The 21,258-nt window shown below is 65.8% G+C and carries 17 protein-coding genes and 1 pseudogene; 10 read left to right on the top strand and 8 right to left on the bottom strand.

Going from position 1 to position 21,258, the window contains the following annotated elements:
* The first annotated feature begins 94 nt into the window (after positions 1-94).
* Genes HBE63_RS09650 through HBE63_RS09640 form a run of 3 tightly spaced genes read left to right on the top strand, consistent with a single transcriptional unit; the run spans position 95 to position 3,803 of the window.
* Entirely contained in the window at positions 95-1,387 is a 1,293-nt protein-coding gene (locus HBE63_RS09650; protein WP_166904549.1) for an MFS transporter, read from the top strand.
* Positions 1,387-2,661: an ABC transporter substrate-binding protein gene (locus tag HBE63_RS09645; protein ID WP_208301334.1), complete on the top strand. Its 1,275-nt coding sequence runs from the start codon at positions 1,387-1,389 to the stop codon at positions 2,659-2,661. The genes HBE63_RS09650 and HBE63_RS09645 overlap by 1 nt, the downstream gene beginning before the upstream one ends.
* A 17-nt stretch (positions 2,662-2,678) precedes the next feature.
* Positions 2,679-3,803, top strand: coding sequence for an NAD(P)/FAD-dependent oxidoreductase (locus HBE63_RS09640; protein WP_166904547.1), 1,125 nt, complete (start codon positions 2,679-2,681; stop codon positions 3,801-3,803).
* On the opposite strand, the gene ppc is transcribed toward HBE63_RS09640, so the two are convergent.
* On the bottom strand, positions 3,800-6,616 hold the full coding sequence (gene ppc / locus HBE63_RS09635; protein WP_166904546.1) for a phosphoenolpyruvate carboxylase: 2,817 nt from the start codon (positions 6,614-6,616) through the stop codon (positions 3,800-3,802). The genes HBE63_RS09640 and ppc overlap by 4 nt on opposite strands.
* A gap of 201 nt (positions 6,617-6,817) precedes the next feature.
* On the opposite strand from ppc, the gene HBE63_RS09630 reads away from it, so the two are divergent.
* The 7 genes from HBE63_RS09630 to deoC all read left to right on the top strand — a co-directional run bounded on the left by HBE63_RS09630 (position 6,818) and on the right by deoC (position 14,770).
* Positions 6,818-7,804, top strand: a complete 987-nt coding sequence (locus tag HBE63_RS09630; RefSeq protein WP_166904545.1) for a substrate-binding domain-containing protein — start codon at positions 6,818-6,820, stop codon at positions 7,802-7,804.
* A 92-nt stretch (positions 7,805-7,896) separates the two neighbouring features.
* Entirely contained in the window at positions 7,897-8,928 is a 1,032-nt protein-coding gene (locus tag HBE63_RS09625) for a galactitol-1-phosphate 5-dehydrogenase (protein ID WP_166904544.1), read from the top strand.
* Between the two features lie 2 nt (positions 8,929-8,930).
* On the top strand, positions 8,931-10,484 hold the full coding sequence (locus HBE63_RS09620; RefSeq protein ID WP_166904543.1) for a ribulokinase: 1,554 nt from the start codon (positions 8,931-8,933) through the stop codon (positions 10,482-10,484).
* A gap of 31 nt (positions 10,485-10,515) precedes the next feature.
* Positions 10,516-11,475 (top strand): sugar-binding transcriptional regulator, encoded by a 960-nt coding sequence (locus HBE63_RS09615; protein WP_166904542.1) that lies wholly within the window; start codon positions 10,516-10,518, stop codon positions 11,473-11,475.
* Positions 11,465-13,012 carry a sugar ABC transporter ATP-binding protein gene (locus HBE63_RS09610; RefSeq protein WP_166904541.1) on the top strand — a complete coding sequence of 516 codons (1,548 nt, stop codon included), beginning with the start codon at positions 11,465-11,467 and terminating at the stop codon, positions 13,010-13,012. The genes HBE63_RS09615 and HBE63_RS09610 overlap by 11 nt, the downstream gene beginning before the upstream one ends.
* Positions 13,005-14,012: an ABC transporter permease gene (locus tag HBE63_RS09605; RefSeq protein WP_166904540.1), complete on the top strand. Its 1,008-nt coding sequence runs from the start codon at positions 13,005-13,007 to the stop codon at positions 14,010-14,012. Before HBE63_RS09610 ends, HBE63_RS09605 begins: the two co-directional genes overlap by 8 nt.
* A gap of 62 nt (positions 14,013-14,074) precedes the next feature.
* The gene (deoC, locus tag HBE63_RS09600) at positions 14,075-14,770 is read left to right on the top strand and encodes a deoxyribose-phosphate aldolase (protein WP_166904539.1); all 696 of its coding nucleotides are present in this window, start codon (positions 14,075-14,077) and stop codon (positions 14,768-14,770) included.
* A gap of 53 nt (positions 14,771-14,823) precedes the next feature.
* On the opposite strand, the pseudogene HBE63_RS31880 reads toward deoC, so the two are convergent.
* From HBE63_RS31880 to HBE63_RS09570, 7 genes and pseudogenes are all read right to left on the bottom strand, one after another.
* Positions 14,824-14,937: pseudogene (locus HBE63_RS31880) on the bottom strand (hypothetical protein); the annotation flags it as partial.
* A gap of 82 nt (positions 14,938-15,019) precedes the next feature.
* Positions 15,020-15,253, bottom strand: coding sequence for a preprotein translocase subunit SecG (gene secG, locus HBE63_RS09595; RefSeq protein ID WP_166904538.1), 234 nt, complete (start codon positions 15,251-15,253; stop codon positions 15,020-15,022).
* A 43-nt stretch (positions 15,254-15,296) separates the two neighbouring features.
* A complete protein-coding gene (tpiA, locus tag HBE63_RS09590) occupies positions 15,297-16,082 on the bottom strand; it encodes a triose-phosphate isomerase (RefSeq protein ID WP_166904537.1) in 786 nt (261 codons plus the stop codon).
* 4 nt (positions 16,083-16,086) lie between these two features.
* On the bottom strand, positions 16,087-17,325 hold the full coding sequence (gene pgk, locus HBE63_RS09585; protein WP_166904536.1) for a phosphoglycerate kinase: 1,239 nt from the start codon (positions 17,323-17,325) through the stop codon (positions 16,087-16,089).
* Positions 17,326-17,330: 5 nt separating this feature from the next.
* Positions 17,331-18,353: a type I glyceraldehyde-3-phosphate dehydrogenase gene (gene gap, locus HBE63_RS09580; RefSeq protein ID WP_166904535.1), complete on the bottom strand. Its 1,023-nt coding sequence runs from the start codon at positions 18,351-18,353 to the stop codon at positions 17,331-17,333.
* Between the two features lie 81 nt (positions 18,354-18,434).
* Complete coding sequence (locus tag HBE63_RS09575) at positions 18,435-19,427, bottom strand: phospholipase D-like domain-containing protein (protein ID WP_166904534.1); 993 nt, start codon at positions 19,425-19,427, stop codon at positions 18,435-18,437.
* Positions 19,424-21,199, bottom strand: a complete 1,776-nt coding sequence (locus tag HBE63_RS09570; protein WP_166904533.1) for an ABC transporter ATP-binding protein — start codon at positions 21,197-21,199, stop codon at positions 19,424-19,426. The genes HBE63_RS09575 and HBE63_RS09570 overlap by 4 nt, the downstream gene beginning before the upstream one ends.
* Positions 21,200-21,258: the final 59 nt, after the last annotated feature.

Genomic DNA, 21,258 nt, shown 5'->3' with positions numbered 1-21,258 from the left:
GTCGATCTGGAACCGGGCACGTCTGGCGCCGCTGAAGAGGATCTCGGGTTAGCTCTCGCTGCCCATGTGATCCTGCTATCAGCTTCGAGGCGTCATGAAGCCGTCCCTATACGCCGTAGCGGCGTCGCTCTACCTGACCGAATACACCCTCTACTCCAACTCGTCGTCGGCTGTGCTGTTGAACTCGGCGATTGCCGACTACTTCGGCATCCCGTTCGCACAGGCTGCCTACATCGGCGTGGCATTCCTGGCCGGATTCTGTCTGGCGTTGCTACCCGCGGGCCTGCTGTCACACCGCTACCGGCCTACGGCCGCGTTCTTCGCCAGTTCGGCGGTGCTGGCCGTTCTCGGTATCGCCGCCGGCCTCAGCCCCGAGTTCTGGGTCCTCATCACGTTGCGGTTCCTGCAGGGCATCGCCTCGGCAGTGCTCGCACCCCAGATATTCCGGATCATCCGGGCGCAGTTCTATCCCGACCATCACTCGGCGGTCCTGGGTGCGTGGGGCCTGGTGGTGTCAGCCTCCGCATTGTGCTCACCGCTGATCACCGCGCTGCTCAACGATCTGTGGGGCTGGCGGTCGTTCCCCTACGAGACCGTGGTGACCACCGTCGTGGCGATGGCGCTGTTGGCCATCTCGCCACGGACGGCAGATGCCGACGACGACGCCACGACCACGCAGGGGGCGACCCCGGTGGTCGCTCTCGCGGTGGTTCAGCTGGTGCTCTTCCTGGCGATCGGATGGTCTACCGCGCTGCATACCAAGGCGACGTTGCTCGTGGTGGCGATCCTGCTCGGGATCACTGTGATCGTTCTGCGCAGCCGGCACCACACGCGGGTCCTGTCCCGAAGTCTGGTCGTGGTCTTCGTGGCCGGCATCGCGACCAACGTATTCACCCTCTCGGTGGTCTATGTCCTGCAACAGGTGCGCGGGCTGAATTCATATGGCTCGGCGGTGTTCCTGTTGCCGATGGCGTTCTTCGCCGGGCTGATCCCGATGCTGAAATTCGGCAGGCCCGGCGACAATCGGAAGAGCACCCGGCTGGTGTGCATCGGCTCGGCGTTCCTGATCGTCGCCGGTCTGAGCCTGTTCGGACACGTGCCGCTGGGCAGTGCCGCGTTGATGGGCTGCGCGATGGGGTTCCTGTGGAGTTCGTTGGCCAGCAATGTGCTGACCAATTCGACAGAGATACCCTTCGATTCCAGCCTGTATCACTACCTTCGGGCGCTGGGCGCGGCGATCGGAGTGGCGGCCGGGGCGACGATGATCGACGGCCTGGGCACCCAACTGTTCAGCGGCGTGGCCGTGCTGGTGACGGTGATTGGGTTGGTTGCGACGTTGGTGGCCCGTTCGGCTTGGCAGGCAACGAGATTGGCGCCGGTGCGATGATGCACGACCTCACGTTCGGCTGGCCGACCCATCAGCTCTCCGACGATCCACGGCTGGCCTACAACAGCATCTCGAAGACGTATTGTCGGCTGGTCTATGAGAGCCTGCTCGATGCCGATCCGAAGACCAGCACACTGCTGCCGTGGCTGGCCACCTCGTGGCACTACCGCGACCCGCTGACCCTGGTCCTGTCGATTCGTCCCGACCGGTGTTTCTCCGACGGCACACCCCTGACCGCGGCCACCGTCGCACAGAGCTTCGCCGACATCACTGCGCTCAAAAACATTTCACCGCTCCCGGCCGCCGTGACGATGCTCGCCGGGCTCGACTCGGCCGAGGCCGAGACCGACACCGTGACGTTTCACTTCGTACATCACAATGCGGCGTTCCTCCGTTCGCTGGCCAGTGTCAACCTGGCGATCCGCAACACGCACGGGCTGGGCACCGGCCGATGGCAGCAGGTCACCGGCGGGGTGACCGACGGATCGCGCCGATTGATATTCGAACAGGCCGACATCGGTGACCTGTACGCCGGGCCGATCGACGGCTACCGCGTCGCCGAGATACACAACCCGGGGATCAGTTACGGATTGTGTCCCAACGCTTCCCGCGGTCCGCTGACCGACGCCCGCGTTCGGCGTGCGCTGTCGCTGCTGATCGACCGCTCCGCCCTGGAGCCGATCCTCGATGCCGAGGGATACTCCGTCGCGTCGTCGGTGCTCACCCCGACGACCGACGGGTACCGGGACTGCTCCGCTGACCTGACCTATGATCCGGTGACGGCCGGCCGGCTCCTTGCCACCGCAGGCGCGCGGGGGTTGTCGTTCGAGGTGGTTTTCAACAGCACGTTCTCCCCCATCGACGCCGCTGTCCTCACCGAGGTCGCCGCGCAGTGGAGCGAACACGGCATCGAGCTGATCCTCGCCGACGTCGACTTCCCGGAACTGCGCAACCGCCAGCAGGCCGGTGACTACGACTTCCGGTTCTTCTACTTCACCGGCAGCGACCCCGACCTGCTGCGCTACCAGTTCGCCGTGACCCAGCGAAACATGAACCGCCGCACCGGATCAGATGAACTGGACATCCTGCTCGACGCCCAGCTCAGGTGTACCGACCCCGATGACCGTCGCGAGCTGGTGGATGACATCCAGCGCCGGATCCTCACCGGCGGCCTGTGGCTGCCGCTCTGCAATGTCCGAACCGTCACCAGTTACCGGCCCGGCGTGCTGCCCGGTGTCTACCTCGACGCCGAAGGCCTGGCCCGGATCCGGTGAACCCGAAAGGAATCTCCATGGATATCGCCATCATCGGTGCGGGCCTCGGTGGCCTGGCAACCGCCGTCGCACTGCAGCACGACGGCCATCGGCCGGTCGTCTTCGACAAGACCCGCGAACTCGGCGAGGTCGGCGGCCCACTGGGTATCTCGCCGCAGACCCTGCGATTGTTCAAGCAGTGGAATGTGGTCGATGCGTTCGACGAAATCTCCTCGGCCACCCAGTACTTCGAGAACCGCGATCAGCTGGGGCAGTTGGAGAAGGTCACCGACTACGCGGCAACTCCGGAGGACGGCGCCGAACACGGCCGGTTCGGCTACGCCGATGCCGACCTTGCTCCCCGCACCGTGCACCGTGCGGATCTGCACGGCCTGCTGGCCTCGGCTGTGGAACCTGAGCGGGTGCGGCTTCGCCACGAACTTTCCGGTATCACCGAGCGTGACGATCATGTCGAGCTCACCTTCGCCAACGGTGAGGTTGTCCCGGCCGGTCTGGTAATCGCGGCCGACGGACTGCGGTCGAGAGCACGGAAGATGTTCAGCGACGACGACATGCACTACTGCGGGTCGGTGATCTTCCGGGCCGTCAGCCCCGCCGACTGTCTCGAGGTCACCAACGACCGACTGCGGTCCTGGCATTCGGCGGACTATGCCAAGCACGTCATCTCCATGCCGGTGCGAGGCGGCAGACAGGTGGCAGTCGACGCCACCCTCGGGGTGGACGAGCCGCCGCGGCACCTGTGGTCGGCCCAGGCCGATCTGCAGGCACTGGCCCGCCAATTCGACCAGTTCGACTCGGCCGTCGGTCGGATGCTGCGCGCCGCGACGAGCCCGGTCTACATGCACCCGGTGTACGACCGAGACCCGATCGACCGTTGGACCACCGCGCGCGTTGCGCTACTCGGGGATGCGGCGCACCCGATGACGCCGTTCGGTGGCCAAGGTGCCAATCAAGCTATCCAGGACGCCGCTGAGTTGGCCGCCCAGATCGCCACGGTCCACGATGGCGACTACACCGAAGCACTGCAGTGCTATCAACGCGTCAGGACGGAACAGACCGCGGAGATCCAGCGTGCCGCACGCGGTTACGCCGACCGCCGGGCCAAGGTGTCGCTGCGGCTGGCCGACGTCCTGGTGAGCTAGCCACTATTGCGGAGCGCGGTGGCCAAACCGCTCATGGTGAGCAGGATTCCGCGCTGCACCAGTTCATCGGTATCCCCGCCGCGATACCTGCGCAGCAGCTCGACTTGCAGGTGATTGAGCGGCTCCAGGTACGGGAACCGGTTGAACACCGAGCGGGCCAGGGCCGGGTTGTCGGCCAGCAGGTCGTCCTGGCCGGTGATCAGCTTGTACATGGCGATGGTGCGATCGTGCTCGGCGACGATCTTGTCGAATACCCGGGCCCGCAGTTCTTCATCGTCGACCAGCTCGGAGTACCGTGCTGCCAGGCCCATATCCGATTTCGCCAGCACCTGGGCCATGTTCGACAGCACGGTACGGAAGAACGGCCAACGCTCGTAGAGGTCCTGCAGCACGGCGACTCGGGTCTCGTCGTCGCCGATCCATTGTTCGAACGCCGTGCCGGTGCCGTACCAGCCGGGCAGCATCACGCGGGACTGGCTCCAGGCCAGCACCCATGGGATGGCCCGCAGATCGGCTATCGACGTGGTCGGTTTACGTGAGCTGGGCCGGCTGCCGATATTGAGTGCGCCGATCTCGCTGACCGGTGTCGAGGCCTTGAAGTACTCGACGAATCCCGGTGTCTCGTGGACCAATTCAGCGTATGCCCGCTGCGCCAGGACGGCCAGCTCATCGAGAACCTGGTAGGCGGGGTCGGCTTCATCGCCGAGACCCTCGACGTCGAGCAGGGTGGATTCCAGCGTCGCTGCCAACAGCGTCTCCAGATTGCGGTGCGCGATCCGGGGTTCGGCGTACTTCGCCGCGATAACCTCACCCTGCTCGGTGATGCGCAATGAACCCTTCACCGCACCGGGCGGCTGCGCCAGGATCGCGTCATAACTCGGCCCGCCACCACGACCCACGGTGCCGCCCCGGCCGTGGAACAGGCGCAACCGAATTCCGGTCTTGCGGGCCGCGTCGACGAGGTCCAATTCGGCCCGGTACAGCGCCCAGTTCGCCGCGAGGTAGCCGCCATCCTTGTTCGAGTCCGAGTAGCCCAGCATCACTTCCTGATGTTGTCCGCGGGCGGTGACGATGCTGCGGTAGACCGGCAGGGCGAGCGCCGCCTCCAGGACTGACGAACCCTGCTGCAGATCCTCGATGGTCTCGAACAGCGGCACGATCCCGACCGGTGCATACACCTCGCCGTGAGCTGCGCCCGAAACATCCAGCAGGCCGGCCTCTTTGAGCAGGATCGCCGCCTCGAGTAGATCGGACACCGATTGGCACATCGAGATGATGTAGTTGGGCACGGCCTGCGCGCCGAAGACGGTGACCGCCCGGGTCGCCGCCCCGATGATGTCGAGTTCCTTGCGGGCCAGCTCCGACAACTCGGCGCCTTCGCCGATCAGCGGGCGACGGGTCGAGATCTCGGCCGCCAGCAGCTCCACCCGGTCCGCTTCGGGCAGGGACGCATAGTCGGGATGCACCCCAGCCCAGGCGAGCAGCTCGGCGACCACCTGCTCGTGCACCTCGGAATTCTGTCGCATGTCCAGGCCGCAGAGGTGAAACCCGAAGACCCGCACAGCTTCTCGCAGCCTGGTCAGCCGGTCCTCGGCCAGCACCGCGCTACCGTTGCCTCGCAGCGAGGCGTCGACCGTGTCCAGGTCGGTCAGGAATTCCTGCGGGGTGCGGTAGGCCGCGAGGCCCAGGTCGAGCTCGTGTTCGGGCTGATCATCGAGGATTTCGCGGCCGGTCGCGGTCAGCCGGGCATGGATCACCCGCAGTGCCCGCCGGTAGGGCTCGTCGGCACGTGCCGGCTCAGCGCAGGCATCGGCCAGCGAGGTGAGCTCGTCACTGACCCGGACCAGCCGCGCCGACATCGAAAGCTCTTCTTCCAGCGCGGTGAGCTCGGTGAAGTAGTGCGCGAAGGCCATGTGGGCGGCGCGCCCGGTGGCCAGCCGCACCACGCCCGCATCGACGTTCGGATTGCCGTCGCGGTCGCCGCCGATCCAGCTTCCCGGCCGCAGGATCGGTTGTTCCAGCAGTTCCGCCCCGGGCCAGCGGGCCTGCAACGCGGTGCGCACCTCGGCGTTGACCTGTGGGATGACCTCGAAGAATGCTGCCGGGTAATAGCGAAGGCCGGTCTCGATCTCGTCGGAGATCTTCAACCTGGACAACCTCACCAACGCGGTCTGCCACAACGTGAGGATGTGGCGACGCAACTCGACCTCGATATCGCGGCCGTCGGCGGTATGGGTCTGCCCGTGCAGACGCAGCCGCATCAACTCGGTGACCCGGTGCTGGGTGTCGAAGACGGTCCGGCGCCGGGTTTCGGTGGGATGCGCGGTGATCACCGGCGCGACCAGGGCACCGCTCAACGCATCGGCGACGGTCGCCGAGTTCAATTCGGCGGCGGCGATCGCCCGGTCCAGCTTGAAATACGTCGCGTCCAGACTGCTGTCCTGTGGTGGCTCGCCGGCCGCCACGTGCACTGCGCGTCGCCGCTCGCGGTGGATGTCCTCGGCGACATTGGCCAACAGCGCGAACTGGGTGAAGGCACGGATGACAGGGATCGCCTGGTGGACATCGATACCGGTGAACAGGTCGGCCAACTCGGCCCGGTCGATCTCCGAACGGCGGACCCGGAAGGATTCCACCCGGGCCCGCTCGACCAGGTCGAAGACCTGGGCTCCGTTCTGTTCGCGCACGGTGTCACCGAGAATCGCGCCGAGGAGTCGGATGTCCTCACGCATCGGCTCGGTGGCCTCGCGGCCCACAGGGGTGCGCTGAACCGCACCGATCGGGTCAAGTGCAATGTCGGGACCGTCAGCCATGTCCTCAGTATCGGCGCGACCCGGGCCGGCCGCATTGCCGGCCGGTGTCCGGGGGTCGACACCGCTGTAGTACCCGGCGCACGCCGCGGCTGCTCACATGAGCAAAGTTATGCGCATATGTTGACGCTGTCACATGCCGGTTCCTAACGTGATGGTCGTCATGCGCGGCCCCCACACTGACGCGCACAGCTAGGAGGAACAGTGAGATTCGCAAAAGCCGTCTCGGGAATCACGCTCGGAGCGGCCGTGGCGCTCGCGTTCTGCGGATGTTCCGTACCCGGAGACAACGCCTCGCAGAGCACCAACACGGTAGTCGACGGACCGGTGAAGATCGGCTTCAGCCAGGCGACCCAGCAGAGCCCCTTCTACGTCGCACTCACCGACGCGGCCAAGTCCAAGGCCCAGACTCAGGGGGACGAATTCTTCTACGCCGATGCCAACGGCGACGTGACGAAGCAGAACAACGACGTCCAGGACCTGATCACCCGGGGAGTCAATGTGCTGGTGATCAATCCGGTCGACCCGAAGGGAATCACGCCGTCCCTGGCGGCCGCCGAGGCGGCCGGCATCAAGGTGGTCACCGTCGACCGACCGGTGCAATCCGGCGCGGCGGCATTCGTCGGCCGCGACAACAAAGCCATGGGCCGGCTTGTCGGCAAGGCAGCCGTCGACGCACTCGGGCCGGCCGGCGGCAAGATCATCCAGATCCAGGGTGACGCAGGCGGCGCGGTAGCGCGCGAGCGCAGGGACGGATTCATGGACGGGGTCTCGTCCGCGCCCAGCATCACCGTTGTGGACGGTCCGTACTGCGACTACACCAGGTCCAAGGCCGTGACTGCCATGCAGGATCTGCTGCAGGCCCACCCCGATCTCAAGGCTGTGTACGCCCAGAACGACGACATGGCACTGGGGGCACTGCAGGTTCTCACCGAGAACCATCGCACCGATGTCAAGGTTTTCGGAGTGGACGGCCTGATGGAGGCGGTGCGCGCGATCGGCGGCGGCGACCAGTACGTCGCCACCGCGCTCAACGACCCCCACGTCGAGGGGCAACTTGCCATGGAGACTGCGGCCAAGGTCGCCCGTGGTGAATCGGTTCCGGATTTCGTCGACGCCCAGACGGGTTTGGTCAACAAGGCCAATGCGCAGTCGCTGGAAGGCGAATCAACTTTCGCCGCTGCCGAATAGCCGTCGAGTTCCAGCCCTGACAACACACGAGGAGACAAGTCGATGACCATCGAGGCCCCTGCCCCGATCCCCCGGGCGTGCCGCCCGAATCCATGACTGCCGCCGTGATGTACGCACCCGGCGACATCCGGGTCGAGCCGGCACCGGTACCACGGCCCGGACCCGGCGAGGTGCTGCTGAAGGTGGCCGCCTGCGGAGTGTGCGGATCCGACATCCCCAGGATGCTGAAAAACGGCGGCTACGTCATGCCGATCATCTGCGGGCACGAGTTCTCCGGCTGGGTGACCGAACTCGGCGCGGGCGTCGACGGATTCGAAATCGGTGAACTCGTATCGGTCCCCCCGCTGATCCCCTGCCGGACCTGCGAATTCTGCGCCAAGGGCGCGTTCGGACTGTGCGAGAACTACGACTACTTCGGTAGCAGGTCCAACGGCGCCTACGCCCAGTACGTCGTCAGTCCGGCAGGCAATCTACTGAAACTGCCCGCGGGTATCGACCCCCGCGCCGCCGCGATGCTGGACCCGGCCGCGATCGCACTGCACGGCCTGTGGAAGACCGACCTGCGCGCCGGGCATCGTGTCCTCGTCATCGGTGCCGGCCCGATCGGGCTGTTCGCCGTCCAATGGGCCAAACTGCACGGCGCCGTCCAGATCGTGGCGGTGGACCTCAGCGAAGAGAAGGCCGCCATGGCCCGCGAGGCCGGTGCCACCCATGCGGTGCAGAACGTCGAGGAGGCGAGGGCTCTGGCCGGACGGGGCTTCGACATCGTGCTCGAATCGGCAGGCGTCCCCGCGACGGCCGATATGGCGGCGAACCTGACCGGCCCGCACGGACACGCCGTCTTCGTCGGCATCCCGCACGCTCCGGTGACCCTGGACAAGGACACCTTCAACCAGTTCATGCGGCAGGAGACCAGCCTGCACGGCTCCTGGAACTCCTTCTCGGCGCCGTTCCCCGGCGACGAGTGGCGCACCTCGGCGCAAATGCTGGCCGAAGGAAAACTCAAGTGGGAGTTCATGATCACCCACGAACTCCCGCTGTCGGCCCTGCCGGACATGATGCAGCAGCTCGGCGACCGGTCGATCTTCTCGTCCAAAGTGCTGTTCCTGCCGAACAAGGACTGAATATGGGAATCCTCCTGACGATCGACCTCGGCACCGAGGGCACCCGCATCGGCGCCTTCACCGAGGACGGCACCCCGCTGGGCACGGCCCACCGCCCCTACTCGACCCACCACCCGCGGCCGGGGTGGGCCGAGCAGGATCCGCGGGACTGGTGGGCCGCGATCACCGCCGCGACTCGTCAGCTGTTGGACAGCGACCCCTGCCGAGCAGCCGGCACGGTCATCGCCATCGCCGCATCGACGACCGCCTCGACGGTGGCAGTCGTCGACGCGGCGGGAACACCGCTACGTCCGGCCATTCTGTGGATGGATGCACGCGGCGCCGCCGAGTCGGAGCGAACCGCCCAACTGAGCCGGCAATACCCGATCCTCGACTGGTCCGGGGGTTCCGACGCCGCCGAATGGCTCCTGCCAAAGGCGATGTGGCTCAAGAAACATGACCCTGAGGCGTACCGGTCGGCCGCGCGCATCGTGGAGGCCGTCGACTACCTCACCTTCCGGTTGACGGGCCGGTGGGTCGGTTCGCAGATGAACGCAGTCTGTAAGTACAACTACGACGCCCTGGCGGGGCGGTTCCCAGCCGACCTCTATGCCGCCCTGGATATGGACGACCTCATCCCCAAGCTGCCGGATGAGATCGTTCCCGTAGGCGGGGTCGCCGGCACGCTTTCCGAAAGCGCCGCAACCGATCTGGGCATCACGGGTGACGCCGTCGTGGCTGTCGGCGGCATTGACGCACACGTGTCCCTCCTGGCCTGCGGTGGCAAGGTCGACGGGCTGGTGTCCATCGTTTCCGGAACGTCCTCGGCCATCGTCACCGAAGTGGACAAGCCGACCACCTCCAACGAGGTGTGGGGGCCGTATCCGAATGCGTTGACCCACGACAGGTGGCTGGTCGAAGGCGGCCAGGTGACCAGCGGTTCGGTACTCAAATGGACGGGTGAGTCCATCATGGGGGTGCCCCGCGACGAGCTCCCGGCGTTGATCGACCAGGCCACCGCGGTAGACCCGGCTTCCCACGGCCTGCGGGCCCTCGACTACTTCATGGGCAACCGCACGCCGCACCGGGAGGCCCGCCTGCGCGGGGCCGTGGTGGGACTGACGCTCGGCACCACGAAGGCCGAACTGTACCGGGCGATGGTCGAAGCCGTCGCCTGCGGAACCCGCAGCGTCATCGACTCCTTCGAACGGTCGGGGGTGCCCTGTGAACGCCTGGTCTTCTCGGGTGGAATAGAACGAAACTCGTTGTGGCAGCAAATCACAATCGATGTGCTCGGGCGGCCCGCCGAACTGGTGATCGGCGAGAACCTCACCTTGCGGGCGTGCGCGGTGATCGCGGCGACCGCCGCCGGGATCGTTCCGAGCCTGGGCGCCGGTTCCCGACTGTTCGCTCCGCGTGTCCGGCTGCTGGAACCCGATCCAAAGCGAACAGCAGTGTACGAGCAGACATTTGGCGACTACCAGCGGTTGACCGCCGCGTTACGCCCGATCATGTGCGACACCGCCGAGGGCAACGCCGGCCCGATCGGCGGCGGCCCGCTCCGGGTGGTGCGGTGATGAGCGCTTGCGCGAAGAACAGAAGGCCACGATGAGCGCGTCGACCGACCGCAGCCATACCGACCTGCTGCTCTATGTCGCGCAGTGTTATTACGAGCAGGGCCGCACCCAGGAAGATATCGGGTCCGAACTCCACCTGACCCGGTGGAAGGTGGGACGGCTGCTGGATGAGGCCCGTGGTGTCGGCCTGGTACAGATCAAGATCGTCCATCCGCAGGCACGCCGCGCCGATCTGGAGGTTGCGATCCGCAGCCGGTTCGGGCTGCGCGAATGCGTGGTCGTACCGGGCCCGGACACCGTCGACAGCGGCGAGCACATCGCCACGGCCGCGGCCACCTACCTGAAGTCGAACTCCTCGTGGATCACCACCCTTGGCGTGTCCTGGGGCAACACCTTGCAACAGATCGCCGCGGTGCTGCCCACCGGATGGACGAGCGGCATCGAGGTCATCCAGGCCAATGGTGGGGTGAGCCGATCTGTGCATCCCACAAAGGCCGCCAACATCGTGACGAGCATCGCGCACAGCGGAAATGGACGGGCCACCCTGCTGCCGGTGCCGGCGATCGTCGAGCGAATCGAAACCCGTGATGCGCTCTACACCGAGGGTTTCGTGGAGGACGTACTGTCCCGTGCCCGCAAGGCAGAAGCCCTGCTGTTCTCACTGGGCGCCCTCGGCCCGACGTCGGTACTGGTCGAGTCCGGTGCCGTCACACCAGCCGAACTCGCGCTACTCGAGTCGGCCGGAGCCTGCGGTGACATTCTCGCCCACTACATCACGGCCACCGGGGACCTCGCCTATGTCGACATCGACAGGCGGACAGTCGGTCTGAGCCTCGACGATGTCAAGAACGCCAACTGCGCCATCGCGGTGGCAGCCGGGGCCCGCAAGGTCCCCGTCGTCAACGGCGCCTTGAAAAGCGGGCTGTGCTCAGTCCTGATTACCGACGAACCCACGGCAGAGGCCGTGCTGGAGCAGCGATATGACACGTAGCCACAACGCCGAATCGACGCTGCCGGGCCGCGACGTCAAAGCTCAGCGAGTGACCGCGCTACGCATGCAGGGCATCGTGAAAGCCTTTCCCGGCACCAAGGCGTGTGACGGCGCCACACTCGAGATCGCCCAGGGCGAGGTGCACTGCCTGCTCGGTGAGAACGGTGCTGGCAAGAGCACCCTGATGAAGATCCTCTCCGGGTCCTACACCCCGGACGCGGGAACGATCACGCTGGACGGCGAGGAAGTCTCGTTCGGCTCCCCCATCGACGGCGTCCGGGCCGGCATCAACACCATCTATCAGGAATTGGACCTCGTCCCGGATATGACCGTGGCGCAGAATCTCTTCCTGGGCCACGAACCGTTGCGCGGCCTGTTCATCGCACGCCGGGAGCGGGATCGCCTGGCGGCACAGGCGATCGCCCGCGTCGGCGGCAGCTTCGCACCGTCGGATGTGGTCGCCAGCCTCTCGGTGTCCGATCAGCAGCTCACCGCAATTGCCAAGGCGCTCACCACCGATGCTCGGGTCATCATCATGGACGAGCCCAGCGCCACGCTCACCGATCACGATCTCGCCGAGGTCTTCCGCGTCATCCGCGAACTCACCGCAGCCGGAAAGTCGGTCATCTACATTTCCCACCGGCTCGACGAGGTCAAGGCGATCGGCGACCGCGCGACCGTGATGCGCGACGGTGCCACCGTCGGCGTGTTCGACATCGCGACGGTGGCCAAAGGCGAACTCATCGAAGCGATGATTGGTCGTGGACTGCGCTCCCAATCCCCCCGGCAAGCGCGCACCGTCGGTGCCAAGGCCGAGCTACTCGAGATTCGCCGGGCCGCCATTCCGGGCGTGATCGACGTATCCGGCATCACCGTCGGGCGCGGCGAGATCGTCGGGCTCGCAGGGTTGGGCGGCGCGGGCCGTTCCACGCTGTTGGCCACACTGTTCGGCGATCGGTCCGCTGACCTCGATCTGACGTTGTCCGGTGCCGGCATCACCCGGCTGACACCCCGGCGTGCCGTTCGAGCCGGGATCGGCCTGGTCCCCGAAGACCGCAAGAGCCAGGGCCTGTTCTTGGAACAATCGATCCTGCGCAACGCCGGGATCGCTGCACTCGCACCGTTCGGGCTCAACCCGATGAAGACCGCAGGCCGGCTCTGCATGTCACCGCTGGAGCGCCTGGGTGTCAAATTCTCCAACGTCGATCAGCCCGTCGGCCAGCTGTCCGGCGGCAATCAACAGAAGGTCGTGCTGGCCAAGTGGATGGCCCGCGGAATCGACCTACTGCTCCTCGACGAGCCCACCCGCGGACTGGACATCGGCGCGAAAGCCGACCTGTTCGAACAGGTTCAGGCGCTGGCCGAATCCGGGGTGGGGGTGTTGATGGCATCCAGCGAGATGAGCGAGCTCACCGAGAACTGCGACCTGATCTGGGTCATGCACGAGGGCAAGAACATCGCGGCATTCGACCCCAGAACCACATCGCCGGCGGACATCTCCCGCTGCGTCGTCACAGGAAGAACCGACAATGACTGACCTACTTCAGGAACCAGCCCCGCCGGCGCCGTCGGCCCCGGCCGGCACCGCGCGCACACGTCGCCAGAACATCATCGTGCGGTTCAATCTGCTGTTCATCTTCGTTGCGCTCTTCGCCGTCGCATCCGTCACCGCGCCGCAATTCCTCACGTCCCAGAACTTGGCGAACCTGTTGCAGCAGTCCAGCCTCACCGGCATCGTGGCGATCGGCATGACGGTGGTGATCCTGACCTCCGGTATCGACCTTTCGGTGGGAAGCGTTGCGGCGCTGTCCGGAATGCTGGTGGCCATCCTGATCGGATTCGGCATCGCCTGGCCGGTCGCCATGGCGCTGGCCATCCTGAGCGGGCTCGCCCTCGGCGGGATCATGGGCGGATTGAGCGCCTACCTGGCGCTGCCGGCGTTCATGGTGACGCTGGCCGGGATGCAGAGTATCCGCGGTCTGACCTTCCTGACCACCAACGGCACACCCACGACCGCAGAGATCCCGGTGGGCCTTCGGTTCCTGGGTGCCGGCTCCGTGGCCGGCATTCCGGTCGTCGGGCTGATCTTCGTGGCCACCACCGTCATCGTGGGGTTGGTTCTGCGCCGCACCACATTTGGTGAACACATCTACGCTGTCGGCAGCAACGCCACCGCGGCGCGTCTGTCTGGACTGCCGGTGCAGCGCATCACTACTGCGGCATACGTCATCTGCGGCGGACTGGCCGCGCTGACCGGAGTCCTGCTGACCGCGCGGCTGACCATCGGCCAACCCACCGCCCACACCGGCCTGGAACTGGATGCGATCGCCGCGGTCGTGTTGGGCGGCACCAGCCTGTTCGGCGGAAAAGGTGGTGTGATGGGAACCTTCATCGCCGTATTGCTGCTCTCGGTGCTGCGCAACCTGTTCAACTTGCTGGGATTGAGCTCGTTCTTCCAGATGCTGGTGACGGGGCTCATCCTGATCGCGGCGCTGATCATGAACTATGTGCTCGACCGCCAGACCAAGACCGCCTGAAACCCGCAGCCACAAACTCACAGGCACAAACTCACAGGCCCAACGGAAGGAACCGAAACCTGATGACCAACACACCGCCGACCACCACCGAGGTCGCCGCGATGATCGACCACACCCTGCTCAAGCCCGAGGCCACCGGGTCTGACGTCGAAGCCCTCATTGCCGAAGCGGTGGAGCTTGGCACCTACTCGGTGTGTGTGTCACCGTCGATGCTGCCGGTCGACGTCCCTTCCGGATCCAGGCTCAAAGTTGCTGCGGTGTGCGGCTTCCCGAGCGGGAAACACAGCTCGGCGGTGAAGGCCGCCGAAGCTGCCGAAGCGGTGCGCCACGGCGCCGACGAGATCGACATGGTGATCGACATCGGAGCTGCCAAGGAACGCGCATTTGACCGCGTCGAAGCTGACATCGCCGCAGTGCGTGCCGCCGTACCCGCGCCGACAGTATTGAAAGTCATCATCGAGTCGGCCGCCCTGACCGACAACGAGATCGTCGGGGCATGCCGGGCGGCCGTCGCTGCCCGCGCCGACTTCGTCAAGACGTCAACGGGTTTCCATCCGACCGGCGGTGCGAGCGTTCCCGCGGTCGAGCTGATGTACCGGACCGTCCGCGATGCCGGACTCGCGGTGAAGGCGTCCGGTGGTGTGCGCACCCTGGAGCAGGCACAGGCCATGATCGCCGCAGGTGCTTCGCGGCTGGGTGTGTCAGGCTCAAGGGCGCTGCTGAACGCGGCCGAGGCCGAAGGGAATTCCGGCTACTGACACGAATTCGTCTGCCCCGTGCGCCCTGGCCTGGTGACCGGTAAGGGGTCGACCTAGTTGGTCGTTGGAGGCGCCTGCGGTTGGAAGGGTTGGTACCACCACCAATCGGCGCGTTCACCGGTCGGTCCGGGGCAGGCTGAAACGTTGGGTCGCGCTGTGGTCGGTGGGGTATGACACGAGCGTGAAAGAAAACCGCCCCGGTGGAAGCCGGGGCGGTTTTCTGAAGCGCTAATGGGTGGTCGCGACAGGCTAGCCGTACTTGATCAGCAGCGCGACGCCGACGATCGACACCACCCAGATGCCGGTCACGAACAATGTCAGCCGGTCGAGGTTCTTTTCGACCACGGTCGAGCCCGACAGGCTGGACTGGACACCGCCACCGAACAAGGTGGACAGACCGCCACCTTTGGCACGGTGCAGCAACACCAAGAGCACGACCAGCACGCTGGTCACGACCAGAGTGATCTGCAGAGCCAATTCCATGGCTGTAAGACTACCGGGTGCGGTGTCCGGCCCAGGCCCTGGGTTACGGCAGCGGTCCGCCCGCGGCGATGGCCGACAAAGTCGCGAACTGCTCGCCGTCCAGCGAAGCTCCACCGACCAATGCACCGTCGACGTCGCCCTGCGCCACGATCTCGCCGACGTTCTTGGCGTTCACCGACCCGCCATAGAGCACCCGGACACCGGCCGCGAGCTGCGGCGACGCCAGGTTCCCCAGCTCGGCGCGAATGGCCTTGCAGACTTCCTGGGCATCGGCGGCGCTGGCCACCCGGCCAGTGCCGATGGCCCACACCGGCTCGTAGGCGATGACGGCCTGACCGATCTGCTCCGCAGTCAGCCCGGCCAGCGACCCGCGCAAGGAGTTCACGTTGAACTCGACGTGATTGCCCGCCTCGCGCACCTCAAGCTGCTCACCGATACAGATGATCGGCGTGATGCCGTGCTTGAACGCCGCGGCGGCCTTGGCCGCCACCAGCTCATCGGTTTCACCGTGGTAGGTACGCCGCTCGGAGTGCCCCACCACCGCGAAGCTGCATCCGAGCTTGGCCAGGAATGCCCCGCTGATCTCGCCGGTGTAGGCCCCCGAATCGTGCTTGGACACGTCCTGGGCACCGTAGGTGAGCCGTAGCTTGTCGCCGTCGACCAGGGTCTGCACACTGCGCAGATCGGTGAACGGCGGGATGACGGTCACATCCACCTTGTCGAAGTACTTGTCCGGCAAGGCGAATGCGATCTTCTGCACCAATGCGATGGCCTCGAAGTGGTTGAGGTTCATCTTCCAGTTGCCGGCGATGAGTGGCTTACGGGCCATGGTTCTACGACTCCAGTACTTCGATACCGGGCAGGGTCTTGCCCTCAAGGTATTCCAGCGACGCCCCGCCGCCGGTCGAGATATGCGAGAAACCGTCCTCGGCGAGGCCGAGCTGACGCACCGCAGCCGCCGAGTCACCGCCGCCGACGACGCTGAACGCGCCCTTCTCGGTGGCGCCGATGATCGCCTCGGCCACACCCTTGGTACCCGCCGCGAAGGCCGGGAACTCGAACACGCCCATCGGGCCGTTCCAGAAAACGGTCTTGGCATTGGACAGCAGAGCGGTGAAGCGCTTGACCGACTCCGGTCCGATGTCCAGGCCCATCTTGCCCTCGGGGATTCGGTCGGAGGCCACGGTCTCCGGCTCGGCATCGGCGGAGAACTTGTCCGCCACCACGATGTCCACCGGAAGGTGGATCACGTCGGCATAGGTGTCGAGTAGGCGCTTGCAGGTGTCGATCATCTCCTCCTGCAACAGCGACGTTCCGACCGAAACTCCTTGGGAGGCAAGGAAAGTGAAGCACATGCCGCCACCGATGATGAGGCTGTCGGCCTTGGTGGCGAGGTTCTCGATGACCGCGAGCTTGTCGGAGACCTTCGAGCCGCCGAGCACGACGGCGTACGGCCGCTCGGTCGAACTGGTCAGTTGCTCGAGCACCTTGACCTCGGCGTCCACCAGCGTGCCGGCGTAGTGCGGCAGCAGGGTGGCGATGTCGTACACGGAGGCCTGCTTGCGGTGCACCACACCGAAGCCGTCGGAGACGAACGCGCCCGGCGAGCCGTCGGCACCCTCGACCAGAGCGGCAAGCGCCTTGGCCAGTGCCAGCCGTTCGGCGTCGTCCTTGCTGGTCTCCCGCGGGTCGAAGCGGATGTTCTCCAGCAACAGGACGTCACCGTCGGTGAGGCCCTCGGCCCGAGCCAGCGCATCGGTGCCGACCACATCGCCGGCCAGCTGCACATGGCGGCCCAGCTTCTCCCCCAGCTCCGCGGCGACCGGCGCCAGCGACAACTTGGGGTCCGGGGCGCCTTTGGGGCGGCCCAGGTGGGCGGTGACGACGACCTTGGCACCGGCCTCGGCCAGCGCTTTCAGTGTCGGAACCGAGGCGATGATGCGGCCCGGGTCCGAAATTCGAGCGATGTTGTCATCTTGGTAGTCGAGGGGGACGTTCAGGTCGGAGCGGACCAACACGCCCCTACCCTCAACGCCCTCGGCCAACAGGTCGGCGAGTGTCTTGACAGCCATCGGGACTAGAGCGACTTTCCGACGAGTGCGACCAGGTCCGCGAGGCGGTTGGAGTAGCCCCACTCGTTGTCGTACCAGGAGACGACCTTGGCCTGGTTGTCGATGACCTTGGTCAGGCCCGAGTCGAACAGCGAGCTGTGCGGATCGGTGACGATGTCACTCGAGACGATCGGTGCGTCGTAGTACTTGAGGATGCCCTTGAGCGGGCCTTCCGCAGCGGCCTTGAACGCGGCGTTGATCTGGTCGACCGTCGCGGACTTGGCCAGCTCGGCGGTCAGGTCGGTGACCGAGCCGGTGGGGATCGGCACCCGCAGGGCGTAGCCGTCCAGCTTGCCCTTGAGCTCTGGCAGCACCAGGCCGATGGCCTTGGCGGCACCGGTGGAGGTCGGCACGATGTTGATCGCGGCGGCGCGGGCGCGGCGCAGATCCTTGTGCGGGCCGTCCTGCAGGTTCTGGTCCTGGGTGTAGGCGTGGATGGTGGTCATCAGGCCCTTGACGATGCCGAACTCGTCGTTGAGGACCTTGGCCAGCGGGCCGAGGCAGTTCGTGGTGCAGGAGGCGTTGGAGATGATGTTCTGGCTGCCGTCGTACTTGTCGTCGTTGACGCCCAGCACGATGGTGATGTCCTCATCGCTGGCCGGCGCGGAGATGATGACCTTCTTGGCGCCGGCATCGAGGTGACCCTGCGCCTTGGCGCGGGCGGTGAAGATACCGGTGGACTCGACAACCACGTCGACGCCGAGGTCGCCCCATGGAAGCTCAGCCAGCGCGCCCTTATGTTCGAGGGCCTTGATCTTCTTGTCGCCGATGACGATGGTGTCTTCGCCCTCGAGGCTGACGTCCTGCGGCAGGCGGCCCAGGATCGAATCGAACTTCAGCAGGTGAGCCAGGGTGGCGTTGTCGGTGAGGTCGTTGACCGCCACGATCTCGATGTCGGTGTTCTTGCCCTCGGCCTGCTGCGTTGCCAGGGCCCGGTAGAAGTTGCGCCCGATGCGGCCGAAGCCGTTAACGCCTACCCGGATGGTCACGTGATTCTCCCTCGGTTGCCGGTAACTGCCCGCCGCCAGCCTAGTGGTGATGCTCACTCTCCGTGCGGCCTGGTCAGTGCATCAGATGTCGGGGTCGCGTAGGGCGAGTTGGTCGAGTTCGTGCGGGTCCTGGCCGACCAGATCGGCGATCAGTCCGTCGTCTGACAGGTCCATCGGTTCGGAGTGTTTCCAGTCGTGATGGGCCACCTCATTGAGTCGTTTGATGATGTGGTGGTCGGTCACCTCGATCGCCAGTTCACGACGATGGTCGAAGCTGCCCGGAGAGAAGTTGATCGAGCCGACGATGGCCCGCTCGTGATCGGCGAGAATCATCTTCGCGTGCAGCTTCATGTGCTTGAGGCGGTGGATCTTGATGCCCACGTCGTCCAGAATGCGCATCCCGCTGACGCCTTCGAGGAGCTTGCCCGACTTGAGATGGTGGGCCGCGCGGGCCATGACGTGCACCTTCACCCCGCGGTGCGCCGCGCGGACCAGACGCTCGATGATCACCGGATCCTGATAGCGCTCGTTCTGGACGAACAACGTGTGTTTGGCGGTGTCGATGAACTCGGCGATGCGATGCCTGCCGTTGGTCGGGCACCAGATCAGGTGCGCCCCGCCGCCGGGATCGAACTCCTCGCGCGCCCAGTCGGCCTCGAAGCAGTCGACGATCTCGGCGACCTCGTAGGCGCTGGGTGTGACGACGGCATAGTCCCGCGTCACGGTGAAGTTCTCCTCGGTCCAGTTCAGCGACTCGACAAACGCATGGTCATCGTCGACGACCATGGACTTCTCGTGCGTCAGGTCGAAGGCGGGGTTGCTGGCACGGACGTCGATACCGAACCGCTGCAACGTCTCCCGCGCGACATCGTTGTCGGTCTCCCCGCCACGGCGCTCGGGGTTGAGCATGACCTTGACGTCGACACCGCGCCGGTGGGCGGCCACCACGGCCTCCAGCAGCGGCAGGTGGTTGAAGGCGAACATCTTGATGCGCACCGACCGGGTGGCCGCACCGATCGCATCGAGCACCGGCTGTGCCGAGTCGTCGGGCAGGATGATCAGCGAACGTGTCACGATGGCTCGTCCTCGTATTGGATGCGGTGCAGGTCGGCATATCTGCCGCCCGCGGTCAGTAACGCGCTGTGCGTGCCCTGTTCGACAACCCGGCCCTCCTCGAGCACGACGATCTTGTTCGCGTCACGAATTGTGCTGAGCCGGTGGGCAATCGTGATGACTGTGCGGTCCTTCATCAATCGCTGCAGCGCGGACATCACCAGGCGCTCGGACTCCGCGTCGAGGGCCGCGGTCGGTTCGTCGAGGATGAGGATCGGGCTGTCCCGGATGAGGGCACGGGCGATGCCGATGCGCTGACGCTGACCGCCCGAGAGGGTGAGGCCGCGCTCGCCGACCGGGCTGTCGTAGCCCTGCGGCATCTCGGAGATGAACTCGTGGGCATTGGCCAGTTTGGCCATCTCGACGATCTCGTCATGGTCGGCGTCGGGCCGACCGAAGGCGATGTTGTCACGGATGGTGCCCCGGAACAGGACCGTGTCCTGCAATACGTAGGCGATCTGGCGGCGGAGTTCGTGGAGTTTGTAGTCGCGCAGATCGACTCCGTCGACGCGGACGGTGCCCATGCTCGGGTCGTAGAATCGCGGAATCAGGCTGACCAGACTGGATTTGCCGCTTCCGGTGTGCCCGACGACACCGACGAGCTGGCCCGGTTCCACCTCGAAGGTGACATCGCGCAGGACGGGCGTCGCGCTGTCGTAGCTGAACGCCACCCGCTCGAAGCTGATCGCACCCTTGATGCGCGGCGCATCGATCGCGTCAGGCTTTTCCTCGACCGACGTCTCCGCGGTGAGCAGGGCGTTGACGCGATCCACCCCCACCGAGGCCATCGCGATGGTGTTGGTGAGTTTGGCCAGATCCTGTACGGGTTTGAAGAACGACGCGAGGTACGAGATGAACACGGTCAGCGTGCCCGCCGTCATCGCTCCCGCGAGGATGAGCGCCGACCCCCGCCACAACACCACCGCGGTACAAGCGGCCACCACAACGCCGACGATCGGTGACACCACCGATTTCACGCGCCGAGCGTTGAGCGCGGCATCGACGGCCTGCTGGCCGGCCATCGCCAACTCACGCTCCTGCATGTCCTCGCGATCGAACGCCTTGACCACGCGGATGGACTGCAGGCCCTCCTCCGCGACCGCGACGATGTCGGATTCCCGTCTGCGCACTTCGTGGGTCGCCGCCTTGACGGCCTTACGGATCCGGGACACGAACAACAGCAGAAGAGGCGCCACGGCGAGCGCGATCAGCGTGAAGTCCCACTGCAGCCACAACATCATGGCCAACATGCCCACGATGGTCAGCAGATCGGTGGCGATCCCCAGGGTCGAGGACGACGCGAAGCCCTGGATGGTGTCGACGTCGTCGGTGAGCGTGCTCAAGATGGGACCGACGCGGTGGGTGTCGAAGTAGTTGAGGGACAACTGCTGCAGGTGGTGGTAGGCGCGGGTGCGCAGGTCGTTGCCGATGCGCTGGCCGACCGTTTCGGTCAGGTAGTTGGAGACATACGACGCGATCGCTGCCACCACGGCGATGACGAGGACCATGATCGCGGCGAGACCGGCGATGTGCATCTTGCCTTCGCCACCCAGCACCGGCTGCAGCAGACCGTGCAGCCATCCCGGCAGCGGATGGTGGCCGACGACGCTGTCCAGCACAACCTTCAACGGCCAGGGCGCGGCCAGGCCCGTGGCGATCTGCACCAGCAGCACCGCAAAGATTCCGGCGATCTGAAACCGGTACGGACGGATCAGCTCAAGAATCAGTCTCATCGCGAGCGCAGCCTCGATTGTTGGTGTTGACGTCGAAGTTTGTCGCCACACAGTACAAC

Origin of the sequence: Mycobacterium sp. DL440 (genome assembly GCF_011745145.1) — a bacterium.
Lineage (GTDB): Bacteria > Actinomycetota > Actinomycetes > Mycobacteriales > Mycobacteriaceae > Mycobacterium.
Note: the sequence above shows the minus strand (reverse complement) of the source record. Positions and strands in the feature narration are given on the sequence as shown.